This window comes from Blastococcus sp. HT6-30, from assembly GCF_039729015.1.
Lineage (GTDB): Bacteria > Actinomycetota > Actinomycetes > Mycobacteriales > Geodermatophilaceae > Blastococcus.
Window position 1 is genome coordinate 1,702,158 of the sequence record NZ_CP155792.1, and the last position, 22,039, is coordinate 1,724,196.

The window sequence follows — 22,039 nt, forward strand, 5'->3', positions numbered from 1 at the left end:
GAGGTTCGTGGTGGAGGAGCAGGACTGGGCGCAGGTGGTGGCGGCGGCCACGCGGGCGCCGTCGATCCACAACACGCAGCCGTGGCGGTTCGTGGCCGGGCCCGACCGGCTCGAGCTGTTCATCGATCCCGGCCGTGCGTTGCCGGTGCTGGACCCGAGCGGGCGGCAGCAGGTGATCAGCTGCGGGATCGCCCTGGAGTTCGCGGTGGTGGCGCTCGCCGCCCGCGGGTGGGCCGCCGAGGTCGAGGAGCTGCCCGACGGCGCCGGGCCGACCCATCTCGCGACGCTCCGGATCACCCCCGCCGGTGACGCGTCGGTCGACGACCGGTCGCTGGCGGAGGCGATCGATAACCGGCACACCGTCCGCGCGCCGTTCGCGGCGCGCGCCGTGCCGGAGGAGCTGCTGGAGCGGCTGCAGGCCGAGGCGCGTGCCTTCGGCACCTGGGTCAAGCCGATCGCGCGCTCGGAGGAGGAGGTCGCCACCGTCTTCCTCATCTCCCGCGCCGAGGAGATGGAGCAGGGCGACCCCGCCTACCTCGCCGAGTTGGAGAGCTGGCTGCGCACCGACCCCGCCGCCGTGGACGGCGTGCCGCTCGGCGCGGTGCCGAGCGAGGACCCGCAGGAGCGGGCGTCGAACTGGCTGATCCGGGACTTCGTCGCCGGGCACCGGGAGCAGCACGCATTCCGGGCCGCCGGCGACCCCACCGCTCCGCCGCCGGAGGTGGAACGCCCGGCCGTCGTGCTGATGGGTACCGACGGCGACGACCGCACCGCCTGGCTGCGAGCGGGGCGCGCGCTGGGCCGCGTGCTGCTGGAGGTGACCGCCGCCGGCCTGGTCGCCTCGCCGCTCACCCAGGCGCTCGACTGGCCGGCGACCCGGACCCGGATGCAGTCCCGGCTGTCCCTGGTCGGGCATCCGCAGATGCTGCTGCGCATGGGCTACCCGCGCGAGCCGGACCCCGACGCGCCGTCGCCCGCGGTCAGCGGCCGGCGCCCGGTGCGCGACGTGCTGCGCTTCGAACCGGCAGGCTGATCGGGGCGGCGCCGGTCACCGGCCCTGGGGCGCGGGCGCCCAGGGGTCCTCCGGGTCGACGTCGCCCGGCTCGGCGTCCTCGGGCCCGGTGCCGCGGGCCCGGGTCCCCGCCGGTGCGGTGTGCCCGGTGCGGGACGCCGTCGCACCGCGGCCCGCGGCGGCCTCCAGCGCCGCGTCGCGGGCGCGCGCCTCCTCCGACCGGCGGGCCTGCTCCCGGGCCCGCTCCCGGCGCAGTACCGACCCGTCCGGCGCCGCGTCGCCGCGCCGGGCGAGCCACCACAGCGTGCCGCCGGTCAGGGCCAGCGCGAGCGGCAGCGGATAGGCCGCGGCGCGTTCCGTGCCGCCTTCCCCGAGGAATCCGGTGACCCCGGTCAGGACGAAGATGGTCGTGGCGACGGCCACCATGCCCAGCAGGACCACGGTGGTGCCCAGCGCCTCGGACCGGGGCCGGACGGCGTAGGCGAGCGTGACCAGGCCGAGCCCGCCGCCCACCAGGTACAGGACGGCGCCGATCGCGTGCAGCGTGCCGTTGCCGTCGGTCGGGAAGACGCCGACCAGCAGCACGCCCAGCGCGGCCACCCCCAGGAGCACCGGCACCGCCCGGGACGCGCTGCCGCGCAGCGCGGGACGCAGCAGCAGGGCGCCACCCAGGATGAGCGCGGCCTGCACCACGAAGGAGGCGTTCATCAGCTGCCGGGCGGGCGAGTCGCTCGCGCCCAGCGCGCTGATCACGTCGTCGACACGGGAGTAGGGGCCGGCGTAGCGGGCCTGGGCGACGGCCTCCACGACGAAGAACTGGAGGGTCAGCACCCAGGTGAGGGCGCCCCAGCGGAGGCGGTTGGGCATCACGCCCGCCATGCTCCCAAACCGGGCCCGTCGGCCCGGGCGAGGACGGCGGCGAACTGGTCGGCCGACAGCCAGGAGGGGTTGCTACCCGCGGCCATTCGGACGACCTCGGCGTCGGCGAACGCCGGATCGGCGAGCAGCTCGGCCCGGGGGACCGGCTCGTGGAGCAGGCGCACGCGGACGGGGACGGACGGGCCCCCCGGCCCGTCGTCGACCGCGCCGGCCACGGTCCCCAGGGCCTGCACCCCGGGGTGGTGGCGGCCGCTGAGCCACAGCAGGCAGGGCTGTCCGGGAGCCAGGAGTCCGATGCGGTAGGACGGCCGCAGGCAGCGGTCCAGCAGCCGCTCCTCCCCGGCGCCCCAGCCGGGAGACAGCTCGTCCGGCGGGGTGGAGGTCTTGAGCAGCCAGCAGGCGACGTCGGCGGCCGTCAACCGGGCCATGCCGTCAACTCCCCGCGGGCCGGTGGTGCGCTCCCGCCGCGTCCGGGCCGGGGGCGCCCCACCCGGGCGCGGTGCTCAGTCGGTGGCCGAGTGCACGTCGGCGCCGGCCGGGTCGGCGTCGTCGGACCCCACCGCCTGGCGCTCCTGCTCGGTGCGGTGCTCGAGGACCTCGTCGCTGGGGTGCGGGTCCTTGGCGTGCTGCGTCCGGTCGCGGGTCGGGCTCTCCTCGGGCTCCATGACGTCGTCGAGGTTCGGGCGGTCGTGGGGCTCGGTCATCGGGGCGTCCTCCGGATCGATCGAATACGGTCGGCAGGAGCCATAGCCCCGACCCGCCCCGGCTAACCGGGAGGATGATCACCTCGGCTCCAGCCGGGCCGCGGGCAGCCAGGCCTCGACGAGCGCCGGCCCGTGCGGGGTGCTCACCGTGTAGGCGACCCGGCCTTGCCAGGCGCCCTCCCGCTGACGCCACTCGACGAGCAGGCCCGGCCAGGTGCCGGGGGAGTCCGGGGGGTCGTGCACCCAGCAATGGCGCCCCTCGCCGTGGTCGCCCGTGGCCGTCGGACGGTCCGCGACGGGGGTGTGGGGAACCGGATCGCCCAGCGGGGGGCGGGAGAGCTGGGGGACCACCCCCGAGTCCGCCGCCCGCTCACCCAGGGAGCGGCCGCCGCGCCCCCGGTTCATCCCGCCCGCCACGGGAGGAGTCTCGCACGCCGGTCGAACAGGCGTTCGACGGCGTGCTGCCCGCGGACGCGAACGGGCGCCTCCCCGCGAGATCGCGGAGGGCGCCGTCCCCGGTGTCCGCGGGTCGTCCAGGGCCCTGCGGACCGGACGGGCTCGAATCCTGACCTGACCGGTCCCGGAACGCAACCGGCGCGGCACCTCCACGAGGTGCCGCGCCGGCTGCGTCCCCGGGGTCAGTCGCTGCCGAGGCCCTCGGTGAGGGTGCGGGCGACCGTCTGCAGCAGCGGGTGCGCCGGCAGGTCCTCGACGAGCACGGGCAGCGGCAGCGACCAGTTGGGCCGGTCGTCGGCGCCGGGCATGTTCGGCCGGCGCTGCTCCCCGACGGCGTCGTCCAGCGTCGCCGACAGCAGCAGCGACGGCGCCGTCGCCAGCAGGGCGTGCGCCTGCTCCACGGCCTGCTCGACCGTGGCGTCGTCGGAGAGCCCCGGCAGGTGCGCCAGCAGCGAGTTGCGACCGCGCTCGAGCTCCTCGTCGGTACCCGTGCCGTGCTCGCGCTGCTCGTCGACGTCCGCCTCGGTCCACAGCCCCGCCACCGTCGGCAGGTCGTGGGTGGTGATCGCCGCCATCGCCTCGGCCGGCCACTCCGCGGGGGCGTCGTCCTCGAACCACAGCAACCGGTAGGAGAGCACCCCGTGCTCGGCCATGGCCTCGCGGACGCCCTCCTCGACGGTGCCCAGGTCTTCGCCGACCACCAGCGCCTGTGCGCGGTGGCTCTCCAAGGCGACGATGTTGAGCAGGTCCTCGGCGGGATAGCGGACGTAGGCGCCGTCGGCCGCGCTGCCGTCCGACGGCACCCACCACAGCCGGAACAGCCCCATGACGTGGTCGATGCGCAGGCCGCCGGCCCCGGCCATGGTGGCGCGGATCGACTGGACGAACGGCTCGTAGTCGGCGTCGCGCAGCCGCCACGGGATCAGCGGGGGAGAGCCCCAGTCCTGCCCGGCGGAGTTGAACGCGTCCGGCGGCGCGCCGACGCTCACGCCGTCGGCGAGCACCTCCTGCCACGACCAGGCGTCGGCGCCGCCGCCGGCGAAGCCGATCGGCAGGTCCTGGATGACCGTCATCCCGTCGGTGGCCGCGGTGAACTGCAGCTCCAGCGCCCACTGCAGCCAGGCGTGGAAGGCCACGACCGCGCCGTGCTGCTCGGCGTAGGCGGCGACGCCCGGCCCGTCGGGGCGGCGCAGCTCGTCGGGCCAGGTGTGCCAGTCGGCGCCGTGCTCCTCGGTGATCGCCGCCCAGGTGGCCCAGTCCTGCAGCGTGCGCCCCTGCTCCTCCCGCCAGCGGGCGAAGGCCTCCCCGCCACCGTGGGCGAAGAAGATGCGCATGAGCACCTCGCGCTTGCGTGCCCAGATGGCGTCGCGGTCGATCAGGGCGCCGTCGGACAGGGCGCGGCCCGCGTCGGCCTCCACGTCGACGCCGTCCGCGCCGGGCACCTCGTCGACCCGCAGGTAGATCGGGTTGCGGAACCGGCGGGTGGCCGGCAGGTAGGGGCTGGCCTCCTGCGCGGCGATCGGCGCGACCGCGTGCAGCGGGTTGATCAGCAGGAAGCCCGCGCCCTGCTCGGTGGCCATCTGCCGGATGGTCCGCAGGTCGCCCAGGTCGCCGATGCCCCAGCTGTCCCGACCGCGGGCGGCGTACAGCTGCACCGCCCAGCCCCAGGCGCGGTCGTCGGGCAGCCAGCAGCGGCCCGGCGACACGATCAGCCGGCGGCGGCGTCCCTCCGGCGACTGCAGCCAGTGGTAGCCGAGGGGGAAGTCCTCCGGCAGCTCGCCGTCGATGTGCCGCACCTCGCCGTCCTCGCAGACGACGTCGGCCTCGTCCACCTCGAGCGGGTCACCGGGGCGGGCGACGATGGGCGCCCGCTCCTCGAGGTCGGCCGGCGGCTCACCGATGACCGCCCGCAGCCTCTCGATGGTCTCCTGCGCTACCTGGTGCTCCTCGTCGAGCGCGTCCAGCCAGCTCGCATCGATGCCCCAGTCGTCGGTCGTCGGCTTCGTCACCGGTCGATCCTCTCCGGCGTGGAGGCAGGCCGCAGCCTCAGCCGCGAGGTCGCGCCCGTGACGTTGCCCGCTTCGTGGCCGGTGCGGTCGCCGGGTGCTCCGGCCAGGGGTGCCGGGGATAGCGGCCACGGAGCTCGCTGCGGACGGCGGGGTACCCGGTGGTCCAGAAGCCGGCGAGGTCGGCGGTGGTGGCCACCGGCCGCTGCGCGGGGGAGAGCAGCTGCAGCCGCAGCGGCCGGCCGGCGACCCGCGGCGCCGCCGCCCAGCCGAACACCTCCTGGAGCCGCACCGAGAGGGTCGGCACCTCCGGATCGGTGTAGTCGACGCGGATCCGCGAACCGGTGGGCACCGTCACGGTGTCGGGGACGACGGCGTCCAGCTCGCCGGCCACGCGCCAGGGGACCAGCGCCCGGAGCGCCGCGACGACGTCCACCCGGGACAGGTCGGCCCGGCTCCGGGCACCGGAGACGTCGATCGTGGCGAGCAGGGCTGCGTCGTCGACGGCGGGCCACGGGTCCCCGAGGCCGGCGTGCGCCGCCGCCAGGCGCTCGCGCAGCCGTCGTGCCGCGGGTGTCCAGCGGAGCAGCCCGAGGCCCTCCAGCCGCAGCCCCTCGGCGATCGCCGCCGCCACGGCGGCCGGGTCGGGCACGCCCGTCGGGCGCTCGGCCAGGACGATCGCGCCCAGCCGTTCCACGCGGGCGCTGCGGACGTCGCCGTCGCGCCAGGACACCTCGTCCCGGTCCTCGTGGAGCGCGCCGGCGGCGTCGAGGGCGGTCGCCTCGTCGATCGCCACGGCCGACCGCACCCGGGCGTCCCGCCGGCCGGGGGCCCGGTCGGCGACCGCGACAGCCAGCCAGGGCGCACCGGTCAGCTCGGTCCCCGGTGCCAGCTCGGCGCCGGTGCCGGCGGCCATGAGGTAGGTGCCGGTGGTCCCCGGCCGGCGCCGGGCGAGCCGCTCGGGGTGGGCCAGGCCGACCACCAGGCCGGCGGCGGTGTCGTCGGGCAGGCGGGGCGCGGCGGCGTCCGCGGTGGCCCGCTCGAGGCGGGCCACCTCCTCCCGCCAGCGGGAGGTGGCGCCGCGGTCGGCACCCGAGCGCAGCGCCCGCCAGGTCGCGGTCAGGTCGTCTCCGCGGACGGCGACGTCCGCGGAGAGGAGTGCGACCACCTCGGCGGCGCGGCGACGGCCGATCAGCGGGGCGCCGTCGAGCAGCGCGCGGGCCAACCGCGGGTGCACCCCGGCCGCCGTCAGCGCGCGCCCCCGGCCGGTCGCCCGGCCGTCGTCGTCCACCGCGCCGATCGCCCGCAGCGTCCGCCCGGCCACGAGCAGGGCGGCGGACGGGGGAGCGTCGAGGAGGCCGAGGCCGCCCCCCTCCGGCGCACCCCAGCACGCCAGCTCCAGGGCGAAGGCGGTGAGGTCGGCGGTGGCGACCTCCGGCGTGTCGTGGGCGGGGAGCCGGTCGTGCTCGGCGGCGGTCCAGCAGCGGTAGACCGCGCCGGGTGCCTCCCGGCCGGCCCGGCCGGCTCGCTGGGTGACCGACGCCCGCGAGGCGCGGACGGTGACCAGCGAGCCGAGGCCGCGGGACAGGTCGGCTCGCGGCACCCGGGACAACCCGGCGTCGACGACGACGCGGACCCCCGGCACGGTGAGGCTGCTCTCCGCCAGCGCCGTCGCCAGGACGATCCGGCGGCGGCGCCCCGGTCGCAGTGCAGCGTCCTGCGCCGCGGCCGGCAGCCGGCCGTGCAGCACCAGTACGTCGGCGCCGACCCCGCCGAGCTGCCCGGCCACCGTGCTGATCTCGCCGGCACCGGGCAGGAAGACGAGCACGTCGCCGGCCCGCTCCGCCAACGCCCGGCGGACGACCGCGGCGACGTGCCCCAGCAGGCGGGGGTCGACCCGCATGCCGTGCGGTGGATCGACCGGGGTGGTGGGCGGCGCCCAGAGGACATCGACGTCGTGCAGCGCCCCGGGGGCCTCGACGACGGGGGCCGGCTCCCCGTTCCTCCCGAGCAGGGCGGCCAGCCGCTGCGCCTCGGCCGTCGCCGACGTGGCCAGCAGCCGCAGGCCCGGGCGCAGCGCGTCCCGGACGTCCACGCAGAAGGCGAGCGCGAGGTCGGTGTCCAGGTGCCGTTCGTGGCACTCGTCCAGCAGCACGGCGTCCACCCCGGGCAACTCCGGATCGGCCTGCAGGCGGCGGACCAGCAGACCGGTGGTGACCACCTCGACGCGCGTGGCGGCGCTGCGCCGGCTCTCCCCGCGGACGCTGTACCCGATCCGACCGCCGACCGGCTCGCCCAGCAGGGCCGCCATCCGGCGCGCGGCGGCCCGGGCGGCGACGCGGCGGGGCTCGGCGACGACGACGCGCCCGGGCACCGTGCCGGCCAGGGCGAGGGGCACGAGCGTCGTCTTCCCGGTTCCCGGCGGCGACAGGAGCACGGCGGCACCGGCCGCGGCGAGCGCGCCGGACAGCGCGGGGAGTGCGAAGCGCACCGGCAGGTCGGTGCCCGGGATCCCCGGTGGTGGCAGCACGGACCCAGTCTCCCGCGGGGTCGGCCCGGGTCCGTCCCCTGGCAGGGGCGCCACCGGTCCGGTAGGCATCGGCCATGCCGGTGATCGGATTCCACAACTCGCACGAGCAGGTCCATCCCTCGGTACTGCTCGACGCCGTCCGGCACGCCGAGGAGGTGGGCTTCACCGCCGCGATGTGCTCGGACCACCTCACCCCGTGGAACCCGCGGCAGGGGGAGTCGGGGTTCGCGTGGTCGTGGCTCGGCGCGGCGATGGCGACGACGTCCCTGCCGTTCGGCGCGGTGAACGCACCGGGCCAGCGCTACCACCCGGTGATCGTGGCGCAGGCGATCGCCACCCTGGGCGCGATGTTCCCGGGGCGGTTCTGGGTGGCCCTGGGCAGCGGTGAGGCCATGAACGAGCACGTCACCGGTGGCAAGTGGCCGCGCAAGGACGTGCGCGATGCCCGGCTGCTGGAGTGCGTGGCGGTCATCCGTGCGCTGCTGGCGGGGGAGGAGGTCAGCCACGACGGGCTGGTCACGGTCGACCGGGCGAAGATCTACACGCTGCCCGAGCAGCAGCCCGCCCTCATCGCCCCCGCGGTCAGCGTGGCCACCGCGCGGAACGGCGCCGCGTGGGCCGACGGCCTGGTGACCATCAACCAGCCGCACGACAAGCTGCGCGAGATGATCGCCGCCTACCGGGACGCAGGGGGGCTGGGGACGCTGGCCCTGCAGGTGCACGTCTCCTGGGACCCCGACCCCGACCGTGCGCTGGGCCTCGCGCACGACCAGTGGCGCAGCAACGTCTTCCCGCCCCCGCTGTGCTGGGACCTCGACAGCCCGGAGGCCTTCGAGCAGGCCAGCGCGCACGTGACCCGGGAGGACGTGACGGAGGCGGTCCGGGTGTCGGCCGACCTCGGCCAGCACACGGCCTGGCTCCAGGAGTACGTGGACCTGGGGTTCGACCACGTCTACCTGCACCACGTCGGGGTGGAGCAGCGGGCGTTCCTCGACGCCTTCGGCGAGCACGTCCTGCCCCAGCTCGGCGTCACGGCGCCGTTCCCCGCGGTGGCGGTGCAGCGGTGAGGATCACCGACACGTCGGACCTGTGGTGGAAGAACGCCGTCGTCTACTGCCTGGACGTCGAGACGTTCATGGACTGGAACGGCGACGGGGTCGGCGACCTGCAGGGCCTGGCGCAGCGGCTGGACCACCTCGCCGACCTGGGCGTCACCTGCCTGTGGCTGATGCCCTTCTACCCGACCGCCGGGCGGGACGACGGCTACGACATCACCGACTACTACGGGATCGACCCCCGGCTGGGCGACCACGGCGACCTGGTCGAGATGATCCGGACGGCGAACGACCGGGGGATCCGGGTGATCGCCGACCTGGTCGTCAACCACACCTCCGACCAGCACCCCTGGTTCCGGTCGGCGAAGGAGAGCAAGGACTCCCCGTACCGCGACTTCTACGTGTGGCGGGACGACGAGCCGCCGGACACCAGCGACCAGGTGGTCTTCCCCGACGCCGAGAGCGGCATCTGGACGCACAGCCCGGAGACGGGTGAGTGGTACCTGCACCGCTTCTACTCCGAGCAGCCCGACCTCAACGTGGCCAACCCCCGGGTCCGGGACGAGATCGCCAAGATCATGGGGTTCTGGCTGCAGCTGGGGCTGTCGGGGTTCCGCGTGGACGCCGTGCCGTTCCTGCTGGAGACCGCCGGGCTGGACGAGGACTCGGCCGCGCGGTTGCCCGACCCGCACGAGTACCTCCGGGCCCTGCGTGCCTTCCTCGGCCGGCGGACCGGCTCGGGCGTGCTGCTCGGCGAGGTGAACCTGCCCTTCGAGGAGCAGGTGCGATTCTTCGGCGGGCAGGACGGCGACGAGCTCACCATGCAGTTCGACTTCAACACCATGCAGCAGACCTACCTGTCCCTGGCCCGCGGCGACGCCGGACCGCTGGCCGGGGCGCTGGCCGCCCGGCCGGAGATCGCCCCGGACAGCCAGTGGGGCACGTTCGTGCGCAACCACGACGAGCTCACCCTGGACAAGCTGACCGACGACGAGCGCGCCGAGGTCTTCGCCGCGTTCGGTCCGGAGCCCCGGATGCAGGTCTACGACCGTGGCCTGATCCGCCGGCTGCCCCCGATGCTGTCCGGCGATCCGCGCCGCGTGCGGATGGTCTACAGCCTGCTGTTCGCCCTGCCGGGCACGCCGGTGCTCTTCTACGGCGAGGAGATCGGCATGGGGGAGGACCTCTCGGCCGGCAGCCGGCTGTCGGTGCGCACCCCCATGCAGTGGACCGGCGGGGTCAACGGCGGCTTCTCCCGGGCGCCGGCCGACCGGCTGACCCGGCCGGTGGTGGACGGCGGATTCGCCCCCGAGTTCGTCAACGTCGCCGACCAGCGCCGCCACCCCGGGTCGCTGCTGTCCTTCATGAAGCTGCTAGTCCGGCGCTACCGGGAATCCCCGGAGCTCGGCTGGGGCGAGTTCACGGTCCTCGACCAGCCGCACCCCGCGGTGCTGGCCCTGCTCTGCACCTGGGACGACGCGGCGCTGGTCACCGTGCACAACCTCGGGCCGGAGCCGCGCGCGGTGCCGCTGACCGTGCCCGGCTGCGACAGCGGCCACCGCCTGGAGGACCTGCTGACGTCCGGGAGCACCGGCCTGGGCGACGACGGCGCCGCAGAGCTGGCGCTGGAGGGGTACGGCTACCGCTGGCTGCGGGTGGTCGGCGAGGACAGCCGCCGGCTGCTCTGAGCGGCGCTCCGCCGACCGCGCCCGGGGTCAGCCGGTGAGTGCCAGCCAGAGCGGCAGGGTGAGGAGCGCGGCCGTCGTCGTCGCGGACACCTGCGCGGCCACGAAGGCGCCGTTCCCGCCCATCCGGGCGGCCAGGACGTAGGACGCCGTGGCGGGGGGCACCGCGGCGAAGGCGAGGACGACGAACCGCTGGTCGCCCTCCACGCCCAGCAGCACCGCGAGGCCGAGGGCCACCGCCGGCACGGCGAGGAGCTTGACCGCCCCGAGGTAGGCGGCCATGAGGCGCTGCCCGCGCGGCAGGCCGCCCAGGCGCAGGGCCGCGCCGACCGCGAGCAGCCCCAGCGGCAGCGCCGCGGCGGCCAGCCGGGCGAGCGTCGCGTCGACCGGGGACGGCAGCGTCAGCCCGAGGAGGTTGCCGCCCAGGCCCGCGACCGTGGCGAGGATCAACGGGTTGCGGACGACGGCGGCCAGGACCCCCGGGCCGCGTCCACCGGCCGGTCCGCCGGGCGCGCTGCGGGCCAGGGCCGTGACCGCCAGGACGTTGACCAGCGGGACCGTGACCCCGAGCAGCACCCCCATGAGAGCCAGCGCCGCGATCCCGAGGTCGTCGACCAGCGCGAGGGCGATGAAGGTGTTGAACCGATAGGTCGTCTGCCACCCCGAGGCCGCCGTCATCCGGTCGACGCCCGGCAGCCACCGGACCGCCGCGCCCAGGAGGGCCCCCGCTCCGGTGGCGCCCAGCGCGGCCAGCAGCACCCCGCCGGAGCCCGCGGCGGCCAGATCGGCGGACAGGGTGGTGCGGAAGAGGAGGGCCGGGAAGAGCACGAAGTAGACGAGGCGCTCCAGGTCGACCCAGAACCCCGGCGCCCGCCACGCGAAACGGCGGAGGAGCAGGCCGATGAGGATGAGGGCGAACTCCGGCAGGACCAGTGCAGCCGCGTTCACCGGGGGAGCCTAGCCAGCCGTGCGGACCGGCCGCTCCGGCGCGGCATCACCGTGCGTGAGGAGCCCGCCGGGGCGGCCTCCCTCGCGCGTGGGGACGGTGCGCCTAGCGTGGCGCCTGAGGTGATGAGTCATGAGTGAACGCAACGGAAGCACGTCCGTCGGCACGAACACCGCGGAGATCCCGATCGTGCGGCCCCAGGCCCCGGAGACGCCGGAGGCGGCGGCGACGGCACCTGCTGCGCCCGAACCGGCTGCCACGCCGGCAGCCACGCCGGCAGCCACGCCCGAGGGCAGCGAGCCTCCCGCGGCCGACGGCGACGTCGTCCCCGGCATGCACGCGACGGCCCCGGTGAGTGTCCGGCCGCGGCCGCGCATGCCCCGCCGCGGGCCGATGACGGTGATGGGTCCGTGGGCGCCGGTCGCCGGCGGGCTGCTGGGCCTGCTGCTCGGGCTGGTCGTGGTCCTGGTGCTCGGTGGTTCGGCCGACACCTTCGGCGACCGGCTGGCGCTGACCTTCGCCGTCGTCGGGCTCACCCTCCTCGGGGCATCCGGCGTCCTGCTCGCCGACGAGGTGCGCATCGTCCGGCAGCGCGCCCGGGAGGCCGGCGTCCGGCCGCAGTGGGTGGAGTCGACCGCGACGCTGGTCAACGGCCTGACGCCGGCCCGGCTGCTGCTGCTGGTCAGCGCCTTCGTGCTCTTCCTGTCCGCCTACGTCGCCCGCTGACGTCCTCGGCGGTCGCGCCCTCCCCGACGTCCTGATCGCGTGGGAGGGCGCACCGCGCCCCTCAGGAGTAGGCCTGGATGCCGAGGTGGACGGCGAGGGCGAGCCCGGCGACGGCGATCACCGCGCGCAGCGCGGCCTGCGGGGCCCGCCGCACCACGCGGGGCCCGAGCCGGCCGCCGAGCAGGAAACCGATCGCCAGCGGCAGCGCGGCCGACCACGCGACGTCGGCGAGGACGACGAAGCCGACGGCCGCGACGCCGTTGGCGACTCCCAGGACGACGTTCTTCATGGCGTTGCCGCGGGGGAGGCCCTCGCCGGTGGAGAGCAGGTACATCGCCAGCAGCAGCACGCCGGCGGCGGCGCCGAAGTAGCCGCCGTAGATGGCCACGGCGAAGGTGCCCAGCGGCAGCCACCGCGGATCAGGAGCGGGCGCGTGCTCCGCTCCCGCGGCGGCCAGCTCCCGCGGCGGCCGCTGCACCAGGATGGCCACCGAGGCTCCGCCGATCAGCCACGGGACTATCCGCTCGAACGCGTCCGAGGGCGTGAGCAGCAGCAGCACCGCCCCGGTGACGCCGCCGAGCGCGGCGGCGAGCAGCAGGGGCCGCAGCCGGCGGCCCTGCCCGCGCAGCTCCGGGCGGGAGGCGCTCACCGAGCCGACTGCGCTGAGCACCAGTGCCACGGTGTTGGTGACGTTCGCGGTGACCGGCGGGAGGCCGGTGGCCAGCAGCGCCGGGTAGCTCACCAGCGAGGCGAGCCCCGCGATGCTGCCGGACAGGCCGGCGCCTATCCCGGCCAGCAGCAGGAACCCGAACTCGAGAACGCTCATCCGGTCACCAGCACCACGATGGCGGTGATCCCGAGCACGACGATCGCCGTGCGCAGTACGGCCGCCGGCAGGCGTCGGCCGAACCGCGCGCCGGTGTAGCCGCCCACGAGCGCTCCGGCGGCCATCAGCCCGGCGGCCGGCCAGTCGATCCGGTCGGTCGCCGCGACCACGTAGGCTGCTGCGGCGACGCCGTTGACGGCGGTGGTGAGGACGTTCTTGATCGCGTTCAGCCGCTGGAGGGGCTCCCGCAGCAGCAGGCCGAAGATGCCGATCTGGAGCACGCCCTGGCTGGCCGCGAAGTAGCCACCGTACGTGCCGGTCAGATAGGCGCCGCCGAACAGTGCGACCAGCCGGCCGGAACCCAGGCGAGGTGTCCCGTCGTCGTCGACCGCGCGTTCCTTCCGGATCCTCCGCTGCAGGAGGGGCTGGCCGGCGACGAGGACGACCGCCAGCCCGATCAGCGCCGGTACCACCGCTTCGAAGGTCGAGGCGGGCAGGTGCAGGAGCAGGAAGGCCCCGGTGAGCGCACCCAGCACCGAGGCGGGCAACAGCCGGAGCACCAGGCCGCCCTGCCCGCGCAGCTCACGGCGGTAGCCGATCGCCCCGCTGAGGTTGCCGGGCACCAGGCCGAGGGAGTTGCTGATGGTGGCCGTCACCGGGGGTAGCCCCACGGCGAGCAGCACGGGGAAGGTGACGAGGGTGCCCGAGCCCACGACGGCGTTGATGCCGCCGGCGGCGAACCCGGCGGCGGTGACCGCCACCATCTCCCACCCCGTCATGCGTTCATCGGGTGGGAGCCTCGCACGCTCGTCGGCGGCGTCGTCGCCGAGGCCGTGACGCGCGGCTATCGCGCGCGAGGACCGTGGGTCGTGGGGCGACCAGGTCCTCCTGCGGCGACCCGGGAGAGCAGCAGATCGCCGGCATCGTGCGGGTCACCGCCGGCGACGAGGTCATCCGCACGGCCGTCGCGATCGTCGCCGACGCCGCGAGCCACGTCGGGCGCTGCGCTCGTCCCAGGCGTGGGTCGTGATCCGCTCCAGCAGTGCACGGTCCAACGACCGGTCGGCGTAGACGAGCCGGACGGCGTCCCGATCGGGATCGCCTGCGTCCGGGCCGCGCCGCACCAGCGAGCGCGGCCTTCTCGGCCCGCCCCCGGGACTGCGCGTCGTGCTCGAGCAGGTAGGCGATCACCGGCCGGTCCGGGGCGACGGTGTGGGCCGCGTCGATCGCCGCCCTCACCAGCTCCGCGGCCAGCCCGTGCCCCGACGCCGGGGGAGTGGATCGGTAGCAGAGGTTCCACCACTGCGTCCCGACACGAAGCGCGCAGCCTCCGGTTCCCGCCAGGGCGCCACCCGAGGCCGTCGCGAACCCAGTGGCCGACGCAGTGCTCGATCCCCGCCATCGTCTGCTCGGGGGGAGGTGTGCCGTACTGGACGGCGCGGCTGCGGGGGGTCTACCCGGAACGCCGCTGCGGGCCGGTGCCGGAGGTCCACGCTCAATCCTTGCGGCCGGCGTCGACGACGCGGATGACCGCCGCGCCCTCCTCGTCCGAGGCCGCCAGGTCCACCTCGACGTCGAAGCCCCAGTCGTGGTGCCCCTCGGGGTCGTCCACGATCTGGCGCACCCGCCAGATCCCCGGCTCGCCCTTGTCCCAGAGGAGGAGCGCCGGCCCGCGGGCGTCGGCGCCGGTGTTCACCTCGCCGTGCTCGGCGAAGTAGGCCTGCACCACCTCGCCCCAGCGGTCGGCGTCCCAGCCGGCGCCTGCGTCCAGCTCGCCGAGGTCGTACCAGCGGCGGCGGGCCCACAGCTCGACCCGGCGGAACAGCGCGTTGCGGACCATCGCGGTGAAGGCCCGCTCGTTCCCGGTCAGCGGCCGCGGGCGGGCCGGGACGGCGACCTCCGCCACCGCGCCCTCCTCCGGATTCGTCAGCGCCTCCCACTCGTCCAGCAGCGAGGAGTCGACCTGGCGCACCAGCTCACCGAGCCACTCGACCAGGTCGGTGACCTCCTCGGTGCGCGCCGCGGCGGGCACGCCGGAGCGCAGCGCCTTGACGGCGTCGGACAGGTAGCGCAGCACGGCCCCCTCGGCGCGGGTCAGCCCGTAGGTGTTCACGAACTCCCGGAATGTGAACGCCCGCTCCCACATCTCCCGGACCACCGACTTCGGGGACAGCTGCCCGTCTGCCGCCCAGGGGTTGCTCTGCCGGTAGACGTCATAGGCGTGCCCGAGCAGCTCCTCCAGGGGCTTGGGGTAGCTGACCTCCTCGAGCAGCTCCATCCGCTCGTCGTACTCGATGCCCTCGGCCTTCATCTGCGCGACGGCCTCGCCCTTCGCCTTGTTGAGCTGGGCGGCCAGGATCTGCCGGGGGTCGTCGAGGGTGGCCTCGATGACGCTGACGATGTCGAGGGCGTACGTGTCCGACTCCGGGTCGAGCAGATCGATCGCGGCCAGCGCGAAGGTCGACAGCGGCTGGTTGAGCGCGAAGTCCGGCGGCAGGTCCAGCGTCAGGTCGTACCGGCGGCCGTCGGGCTCGGGCTCGGGCAGCCGCTCCAGGACCCCGGCCTGCAGCAGCGACCGCGCGATGCCGATGGCGTCGCGGATCAGCTTCAGCTGCTTCTTGCGCGGCTCGTGGTTCTCGGTCAGCAGCCGGCGCATCGCCGCGAAGGGGTCGCCGGGGCGGTCGACGACGTCGAGGACCATCGCGGTGGTCACCCGCATGTGGCTGGTCAGCTTCTCCGGTTCCCCCTCGACCAGCCGGTTCATCGTCGACTCGCTCCACGGCACCATGCCGTCGGGCACCTTCTTGCGCACCAGCTTGCGGCGCTTCTTCGGGTCGTCGGCGACCTTCGCGAACTGCTTGAGGTTCTCCACCTCGTGCTCGGGGGCCTGGACGACGACGGTGCCCGCGGTGTCGTAGCCGGCCCGACCGGCGCGGCCGGCGATCTGGTGGAATTCGCGCACCTGGAGCAGCCGGGTGCGGGTGCCGTCGTACTTCGACAGGGCCGAGAAGACGACCGTCCGGATCGGCACGTTGATGCCGACGCCGAGGGTGTCGGTGCCGCAGATGACCTTGAGCAGCCCGGCCTGGGCCAGCTGCTCCACCAGCCGCCGGTACTTCGGCAGCATCCCGGCGTGGTGGACGCCGATGCCGTGGCGGACCAGCCGCGACAGGGTCGTCCCGAAGGCGGAGGAGAACCGGAAGCCGCCGATCATCTCGGCGATCGCGGCCTTCTCCTCCTTCGAGCACACGTTGACGCTCATCAGGGCCTGGGCCCGCTCCAGCGCCGAGGCCTGGGTGAAGTGGACGACGTAGACCGGCGCCTGCTGGGTGTCCAGCAGCTCCTGGATCGTCTCGTGCATCGGCGTCGTCGCGTAGTAGTGGTGCAGCGGCACCGGGCGGACGGCGTTGGCCACCAGCGCCGTCGGCCGGCCGGTGCGTCGGGTCAGGTCCTCGCGCAGGAAGGTGACGTCGCCGAGGGTGGCGCTCATCAGCAGGAACTGCGCCTTCGGCAGCTCGAGCAGCGGCACCTGCCAGGCCCAGCCGCGGTCGGGGTCGCCGTAGAAGTGGAACTCGTCCATGACCACGAGCCCGATGTCGGCGTCGGCCCCCTCCCGGAGGGCGATGTTGGCCAGCACCTCGGCGGTGCAGGCGATGATCGGCGCGCCGGCGTTGACGCTCGCGTCGCCGGTGAGCATGCCGACGTTGGCCGCGCCGAACACCCCGCAGAGCGCGAAGAACTTCTCGCTGACCAGCGCCTTGATCGGTGCGGTGTAGTAGCTGCGCCGGCCGGCCGCCAGGGCCGCGTACTGGGCTCCGGTGGCGACCAGCGACTTGCCCGAGCCGGTCGGGGTGGCGAGGACGACGTTGGCGCCGCTGAGCAGCTCGATCAGCGCCTCCTCCTGCGCCGGGTACAGCGTCGTGCCGCCGGCCTCGGCCCAGACGGCGAAGGAGGCGAACAGCTCGTCGGGATCGCCGCCCGACGCGTGCAGCGCGGAGAGGTCGGTCGGGTCCTCGAGCAGGGGAGGGGCGGCGGTCGTGGTCATCAGGGCCACCAGCGTGCCCGATGCCGGTCGGCTCCCGCCGACCGAGGCCCGGAGAGGCACTGTTCCGGTCGTCGATAACGATTCGGTCACGGGGTGCGCTGAGAGGTGTGATCTGTGTCGTAATCGGAGAGCAGGTGAACAACAGGTGAACGAAAGGTGGCTGGGACATGCGCGAGCGATTCTGCCCGGAGTGCCGGTGGACCGTCGTGACCGATACGGCGGGCCGGCGGCGGCTCGAGATGCGGTGGGTGCCGCTGAGCTCCGCGACGCCCCAGGCGCCGGCGGCGCGGGCCGCCTGAGGGCCGGTCACCTCCGGGCCTCCGCCGGCCCGACGGACCCGACCCGACCCGGGCGGTAGGGGAGGCGCGCACCGAGGCGCGCCTCTCCCACCGCCCGGGTCGTGTGCTGTCCGGGGTCGGGCACCGAGACGTGGTCCCGTGGCGTTCCGCGGCCGGTGCGGCGGGGTAGACGCAGCACGACGCAGCACTCCACCGCCGTGCCGGGCGCGAGACGAGCGCCCTCGGTGCTGCCCCGTCCCGATCAGAGAGGTCCACCTGTGTCCGAGCCCCGCCCCGAGTCCCAGCCCGCCCAGCAGCAGAGCACCCCCGGCACCCTCGGCGGGATGACGCCGAAGCCGGACCACGGCGAGGAGAGCTACCAGGGCTCCGGTCGTCTGGCCGGCAAGGTCGCGGTCATCACCGGTGGCGACAGCGGCATCGGCCGCGCCGTCGCGATCGCCTTCGCCCGCGAGGGCGCCGACGTGCTCATCTCCTACCTGAACGAGCACGAGGACGCGCAGGACACCGCGAGGTACGTGGAGGACGCCGGCCGGAGGTGTGTGCTGGTGCCCGGCGACCTCGCCGACCGGGTGCACGCCAAGACGGTCATCCCCAAGGCCGTCGAGGAGTTCGGCCGGGTCGACGTCCTGGTCAACAACGCCGCCTACCAGATGAGCCACGACTCGCTCGAGGAGATCTCCGACGAGGAGTGGGACTACACCGTTGCGACGAACCTGTCGGCGATGTTCACCCTCACCAAGGACGCCATCCCGCACATGCGCCCCGGGGCGTCGATCATCAACTCTTCGTCGGTGAACTCCGACAACCCGAGCCCGAACCTGATCGCCTACGCGATGACCAAGGCCGGCATCGCCAACTTCACCGCCTCGCTGGCCCAGATGCTGGCCGAGAAGGGTATCCGGGCCAACAGCGTCGCCCCGGGACCGGTGTGGACGCCGCTGATCCCCGCGACCATGCCCGAGGAGAAGGTGGACAGCTTCGGCCAGCAGGTGCCCCTCGGCCGCCCCGCGCAGCCCGCCGAGCTGGCGCCGGTGTACGTGCTGCTGGCCAGCGACGAGTCCTCGTACGTCTCCGGCGCGCGCATCGCCGTCACCGGCGGCAAGCCCATCCTCTGACCGCTGTCGCGATCGCGGCGACGTCGGCCGGGCGGACGCGGCAGCAGCCGCCGACCAGGCGCGCCCCCGCCTCGATCCAGGAGGGGGCGCCCGGCCCGATGCCGGGGGAGCCGGTCCAGCGGCGCGCTGCCGCGTCCCAGGTCTCACCGCTGTTCGGGTAGACGACGATCGGCTTCCCGGCGGCGGCGGCCGCGGCCACGGTGGCGGCGACCGCCGCCGGGGCGGTGCAGTTGACGCCGACCGCGAGGACCTCGTCGACCCCCGCCGCCATCCGGTAGACGTCGGCGGCGAGCTCCCCCCGCCGGGTGCGGGGTGCCCCGTCCTCGTCGAGCACCGTCGTCAGGGACAGCCAGACGGGCACGCCCAGCGAGGCCGCCTCGGCGAGCAGCGCCTCCGCCTCGGCCGCCGCCGGCACCGTCTCGCAGGCCAGGACGTCGGCCCCCGCCTCCGCGAGCAGCGCCATCCGCGGCCGGTGGAAGGCCCGCAGCTCCGCGCCGCCGACCTCGGGCACGTACGCGCCGGAGTACTCCGAGCCGTCGGCCAGCATCGCCCCGTACGGCCCCACCGATCCGGCGACCCAGCCCTCGCCCTGCCCCTCCCGGGCCAGCGTCACCGACGAGGCGATCAGCCGGCGCGCCTCGTCGGCGGCCACGCCCCTGGCGGCGAAGCCCTCGACCGTGGCCTGGTAGCTGGCGGTCGTCGCCACCTGCGCCCCCGCCGCGGCGAAGGCGGCGTGCGCGGCCACGACCGCTGCGGGATCGTCGCGCAGCAGCCGCGCCGACCAGAGCGCGGAGGAGACGTCGTGTCCCCGCGACTCCAGCTCGGTGGAGAGGCCGCCGTCGAGCACGACCGGTCCGGCGGCGAGCGCATCGGCGAGAGCAGGCATGCCCGCGATCATCCCGCGGTACAGGACCGGTCATGGTGTTCATCTGGAGCAGTGGCTGGGGCCCCCGCCGGCGCCGTCCCCGCCGGGGGTACGGCGGCCTGGGGTCCGGGTACGGGCCGGGCTACGGCCGCGGGTACGGCGGCTACGGCCACGGTTACGGCCCGCCGCGCGGCTACGGGCGCCGCAACGACTCCTGCCTGCGCGACCTGCTGTTCCTCAACACCGGCTGCTGCCTGGCCAACGCGGTCGGCTGCGGCCTGGAGCTGATGCTCGTGGCCCCGCGGTCGATGCCGGCCATCCGGGCCGGCCAGCAGGGCACCGGCGCGGCGGCCCGCCTCGTGGCCGTCGTCCGCTACTACCAGCGCGAGATCAGCCCGAAGCGCCGGCCGTGCTGCCACTTCACCCCGACGTGCTCGGCCTACGCCGTCGAGGCACTGGAGACCCACGGCGCGCTGCGTGGTTCGTGGCTGACCCTGCGCCGTCTGGTCCGCTGCCGCCCGGGTGCGGCGGGCGGAGCCGACCCCGTGCCCGCCTGATCACAGGACGGGAAACCCGGTGGGCCGCACGGGGGGAGTCGCCTACCGTGCGGCGGTGATCACCGGGTCCGGCGCGACGGCCGGCGTCTCCGCGTGGCAGGACGCCGGCTGGCGCGCCGCCGCCCTGGAGTGGGTCGGCGAGCAGCTCGCGGCCACCGGGCAGCAGCTCCGGGGTGCGCCGGAGCAACCGCACGTGGGTGCTGGTCGACGGCGTCCTGGCTGCCGCTGCGCGGTGGCGGCGCCGTCCGGCCCAAGTGGGTGGGTCCGGGGTCGGCGCACGAGCCGTCGCCGGCGGAGGCGCTGGGCCGCCGGGTGCCAACGTCTTCGTCGGCGACGGCCGCCACCGGTTCTTCGACGGGGGGACGCTCGGTGTCCCACCCGTTCCTCACCCTGGTCGCGACCCTGCGCTTCGCCGCCCGCGTGCTCGCCCTCCCGACGGTGACCCCGGCCAGCTCCGCCTGCGTGACGCCTACCTCGACGAGTGGCTGGACCTCGGCACGCCCGGTGAGCTGCGGGAGCTGGGCGCCTGGTGCTGCGGGTCGGCCCGCTGCAGCGCGCGCTGACCTGGCGCCGGATCCTGCGCGGCGTGCACGCCGACGAACGCGCCGAGTGGAACGGGCAGGTGCCCGGCTGGACGGCCGAGCACCTGGCGCCGGGCCCGCTGGCGACCGGCGCGTGAGCGCCGTCGGCAAGACTGTCCCGGTGCCCGGAACCGACGACGCCTCCGGTGACCTGCCGGTCACCGGGTCCTTCGTCGTGCCCGCGGCGGCCCTGTCGTGGCGGTTCTCGCGCAGCTCGGGGCCGGGCGGGCAGGGTGTCAACACCGCCGACTCCCGGGTGGAGCTGTCCGTCGCCCCCCTTGAGCTCCCCGGGCTGTCCGACGGCCGGCGCGCCCGGCTCGCCGCTCGGCTGGGGGACCGGCTGGTCGACGGCGTGCTGACCGTCGCCGCGAGCGAGCACCGCCAACAGCTGCGCAACCGGCAGGCGGCCCGGGAACGGCTGGCCGCCGTCCTCCGGGCCGCGCTGGCCCCGCCTGCTCCGGGCCGCCGCCGCACCAAGCCGACGAAGGGCTCGCAGGAGCGCCGCATCCAGGCCAAGAAGCAGCGCGGGCAGCTGAAGAAGCAGCGCGGCTCCTGGGACTGACCGCACACACGGGCGACCGGCACCGTGGCCGGCCCCGCCTAGGTCAGCCGGTGCTGCAGGTGCACGGTGACCTGCTCGCCGGCGCGGTTCTTGCCGATGGCCGAGCAGATCGCCGCCCGTAGCGGCAGCCAGTGCGGGCCCTCCCCCGACGGCATGAGGGTGGCGGCGAAAGCGTGCCCGTCGGCGGTCCCGGTGACCTTGACGGCCCGGCGCGTGCCCAGCAGTTCGGCCGAGCCGGGCACGACCAGGTAGGTCGGGAAGGCGCCGTCCTTCTCGATGGGGGCGGTGAAGGTCACGTCCAGCTCCTGGGTGGTGGTCATGCCGGGTCAGACCGCCCGGACGCCGTCAACTCATCGGTCGCGTGCCGACGGCGGCGGAGGAACGTGCGCTCGGCCTCGTTGCCGGCAGCGCGATCGTGACGTCGTTGGCCCGCACCGCCGCAGCATGAGGGCCGGCAGGCCGGTCACCTCGGGATCTCAGCTCAGCGAGAGCGGCTCGCGCACCAGCACCCACAGCGGCAGCTCGTCGTCGGTGGTGCGGGCGGTCTCGGTCACCTGGAAGCCGAAGCCGCGCAGGAACCGCACGTTCGCCCAGCCGTACACGGCCGCGGCGGCGGGTGTCCGCTCCGCGTCGCAGCGCACCAGAACGGGAGCGAGGACGGCGGCGGCCAGCCCCTTGCGGCGGGCCGAGGGGCGCACCCCGAGGTGGCGCAGCCACCAGTGCGGCCGGTCGGGCCGCGCGGCGGTGAGGAACGCGTCGGTGTCGGCCACTGCGCGGGCCCGCGGCCCGCCCAGGTACGGCAGTTCCCGGGCGAGGGCGGCGCGCACGTCGTCGGCCAGCGGGCGGGTACCGGCGGCGCCGGCCGGTGGCTCCCAGACGGCGACGGCGTCCAGCGCCTCGGTCACCCACGCCGTGCCGGTGGAGACCCCGCGGTGGGCGGCGTCGAGCTCGTGCAGCCGGGTCAGCCGCTGCATCCGGCCGTCGTCGGGCAGCGCCCAGCGGGTCCAGCGGGAGTCGGCCAGCGCGACGGTGAGCGTGGCGGCGATGGCGGGCACGTCCCGCTGCTCGGCGACGCGGACGTCGGGCCCGGGCTCGTCCGGGTCGTCGATCCGCCGGACTATCGGGCCGGGAGGGGTCACCCCCGAATTCGACCACGACCGACGACGACGGGGGCCGCCCCGGGTGGGACG

The 22,039-nt window shown here is 75.3% G+C and carries 22 protein-coding genes; 9 read left to right on the forward strand and 13 right to left on the reverse strand.

Annotation, left to right across the window (positions count from 1 at the left end; translation table 11 throughout):
- Positions 1-10: 10 nt before the first annotated feature.
- The gene (locus ABC795_RS08205; RefSeq protein WP_347060501.1) at positions 11-1,033 is read left to right on the forward strand and encodes a hypothetical protein; all 1,023 of its coding nucleotides are present in this window, start codon (positions 11-13) and stop codon (positions 1,031-1,033) included.
- Between the two features lie 15 nt (positions 1,034-1,048).
- Here ABC795_RS08205 and ABC795_RS08210 read toward each other — a convergent pair whose 3' ends face one another.
- From ABC795_RS08210 to hrpB, 6 genes are all read right to left on the reverse strand, one after another.
- Complete coding sequence (locus ABC795_RS08210; protein ID WP_347060696.1) at positions 1,049-1,879, reverse strand: DUF998 domain-containing protein; 831 nt, start codon at positions 1,877-1,879, stop codon at positions 1,049-1,051.
- A complete protein-coding gene (locus ABC795_RS08215; RefSeq protein ID WP_347060502.1) occupies positions 1,879-2,319 on the reverse strand; it encodes a hypothetical protein in 441 nt (146 codons plus the stop codon). The genes ABC795_RS08210 and ABC795_RS08215 overlap by 1 nt, the downstream gene beginning before the upstream one ends.
- A 75-nt stretch (positions 2,320-2,394) precedes the next feature.
- Positions 2,395-2,595 carry a hypothetical protein gene (locus ABC795_RS08220; protein ID WP_347060504.1) on the reverse strand — a complete coding sequence of 67 codons (201 nt, stop codon included), beginning with the start codon at positions 2,593-2,595 and terminating at the stop codon, positions 2,395-2,397.
- A 78-nt stretch (positions 2,596-2,673) separates the two neighbouring features.
- Entirely contained in the window at positions 2,674-2,838 is a 165-nt protein-coding gene (locus ABC795_RS08225) for a hypothetical protein (RefSeq protein ID WP_347060506.1), read from the reverse strand.
- A 395-nt stretch (positions 2,839-3,233) separates the two neighbouring features.
- Positions 3,234-5,060: a 4-alpha-glucanotransferase gene (gene malQ / locus ABC795_RS08230; RefSeq protein ID WP_347060508.1), complete on the reverse strand. Its 1,827-nt coding sequence runs from the start codon at positions 5,058-5,060 to the stop codon at positions 3,234-3,236.
- Between the two features lie 37 nt (positions 5,061-5,097).
- Positions 5,098-7,587 (reverse strand): ATP-dependent helicase HrpB, encoded by a 2,490-nt coding sequence (hrpB, locus tag ABC795_RS08235; RefSeq protein WP_347060509.1) that lies wholly within the window; start codon positions 7,585-7,587, stop codon positions 5,098-5,100.
- 74 nt (positions 7,588-7,661) lie between these two features.
- Between hrpB and ABC795_RS08240 the strand changes: the two genes are divergently transcribed.
- Together ABC795_RS08240 and ABC795_RS08245 are read left to right on the forward strand one after the other, a co-directional pair.
- Complete coding sequence (locus ABC795_RS08240) at positions 7,662-8,654, forward strand: TIGR03885 family FMN-dependent LLM class oxidoreductase (protein ID WP_347060511.1); 993 nt, start codon at positions 7,662-7,664, stop codon at positions 8,652-8,654.
- Positions 8,651-10,330 (forward strand): alpha-amylase family protein, encoded by a 1,680-nt coding sequence (locus ABC795_RS08245; protein WP_347060513.1) that lies wholly within the window; start codon positions 8,651-8,653, stop codon positions 10,328-10,330. Before ABC795_RS08240 ends, ABC795_RS08245 begins: the two co-directional genes overlap by 4 nt.
- Before the next feature lie 27 nt (positions 10,331-10,357).
- On the opposite strand, the gene ABC795_RS08250 is transcribed toward ABC795_RS08245, so the two are convergent.
- Complete coding sequence (locus ABC795_RS08250; protein WP_347060515.1) at positions 10,358-11,275, reverse strand: AEC family transporter; 918 nt, start codon at positions 11,273-11,275, stop codon at positions 10,358-10,360.
- Between the two features lie 130 nt (positions 11,276-11,405).
- Between ABC795_RS08250 and ABC795_RS08255 the strand changes: the two genes are divergently transcribed.
- Positions 11,406-11,999: a hypothetical protein gene (locus ABC795_RS08255; RefSeq protein ID WP_347060516.1), complete on the forward strand. Its 594-nt coding sequence runs from the start codon at positions 11,406-11,408 to the stop codon at positions 11,997-11,999.
- Between the two features lie 61 nt (positions 12,000-12,060).
- Here the strand turns inward: ABC795_RS08255 and ABC795_RS08260 are convergent, their stop codons facing one another.
- From ABC795_RS08260 to ABC795_RS08270, 3 genes are all read right to left on the reverse strand, one after another.
- Entirely contained in the window at positions 12,061-12,825 is a 765-nt protein-coding gene (locus ABC795_RS08260) for a sulfite exporter TauE/SafE family protein (RefSeq protein ID WP_347060518.1), read from the reverse strand.
- Entirely contained in the window at positions 12,822-13,604 is a 783-nt protein-coding gene (locus ABC795_RS08265; protein WP_347060519.1) for a sulfite exporter TauE/SafE family protein, read from the reverse strand. The genes ABC795_RS08260 and ABC795_RS08265 overlap by 4 nt, the downstream gene beginning before the upstream one ends.
- Positions 13,605-14,320: 716 nt before the next feature.
- Positions 14,321-16,870 (reverse strand): DUF3516 domain-containing protein, encoded by a 2,550-nt coding sequence (locus tag ABC795_RS08270; protein ID WP_347060520.1) that lies wholly within the window; start codon positions 16,868-16,870, stop codon positions 14,321-14,323.
- Between the two features lie 167 nt (positions 16,871-17,037).
- Between ABC795_RS08270 and ABC795_RS08275 the strand changes: the two genes are divergently transcribed.
- Positions 17,038-17,169: a hypothetical protein gene (locus ABC795_RS08275; RefSeq protein ID WP_347060521.1), complete on the forward strand. Its 132-nt coding sequence runs from the start codon at positions 17,038-17,040 to the stop codon at positions 17,167-17,169.
- Positions 17,170-17,426: 257 nt separating this feature from the next.
- On the forward strand, positions 17,427-18,284 hold the full coding sequence (locus ABC795_RS08280) for an SDR family oxidoreductase (protein WP_347060522.1): 858 nt from the start codon (positions 17,427-17,429) through the stop codon (positions 18,282-18,284).
- Here the strand turns inward: ABC795_RS08280 and mmuM are convergent.
- Positions 18,259-19,170, reverse strand: a complete 912-nt coding sequence (gene mmuM / locus ABC795_RS08285; RefSeq protein WP_347060523.1) for a homocysteine S-methyltransferase — start codon at positions 19,168-19,170, stop codon at positions 18,259-18,261. The genes ABC795_RS08280 and mmuM overlap by 26 nt on opposite strands.
- Before the next feature lie 32 nt (positions 19,171-19,202).
- Between mmuM and yidD the strand changes: the two genes are divergently transcribed.
- The 3 genes from yidD to arfB all read left to right on the forward strand — a co-directional run bounded on the left by yidD (position 19,203) and on the right by arfB (position 20,849).
- Positions 19,203-19,706 carry a membrane protein insertion efficiency factor YidD gene (gene yidD, locus ABC795_RS08290; RefSeq protein WP_347060524.1) on the forward strand — a complete coding sequence of 168 codons (504 nt, stop codon included), beginning with the start codon at positions 19,203-19,205 and terminating at the stop codon, positions 19,704-19,706.
- A 529-nt stretch (positions 19,707-20,235) separates the two neighbouring features.
- The gene (locus tag ABC795_RS08295; protein ID WP_347060525.1) at positions 20,236-20,385 is read left to right on the forward strand and encodes a hypothetical protein; all 150 of its coding nucleotides are present in this window, start codon (positions 20,236-20,238) and stop codon (positions 20,383-20,385) included.
- A 23-nt stretch (positions 20,386-20,408) separates the two neighbouring features.
- A complete protein-coding gene (gene arfB / locus ABC795_RS08300) occupies positions 20,409-20,849 on the forward strand; it encodes an alternative ribosome rescue aminoacyl-tRNA hydrolase ArfB (protein ID WP_347060526.1) in 441 nt (146 codons plus the stop codon).
- A gap of 38 nt (positions 20,850-20,887) precedes the next feature.
- Here the strand turns inward: arfB and ABC795_RS08305 are convergent, their stop codons facing one another.
- Positions 20,888-21,169, reverse strand: coding sequence for a DUF1905 domain-containing protein (locus ABC795_RS08305; protein ID WP_347060528.1), 282 nt, complete (start codon positions 21,167-21,169; stop codon positions 20,888-20,890).
- Between the two features lie 156 nt (positions 21,170-21,325).
- Positions 21,326-21,988, reverse strand: coding sequence for an N-acetyltransferase (locus ABC795_RS08310; RefSeq protein ID WP_347060529.1), 663 nt, complete (start codon positions 21,986-21,988; stop codon positions 21,326-21,328).
- Between the last annotated feature and the right edge of the window lie 51 nt (positions 21,989-22,039).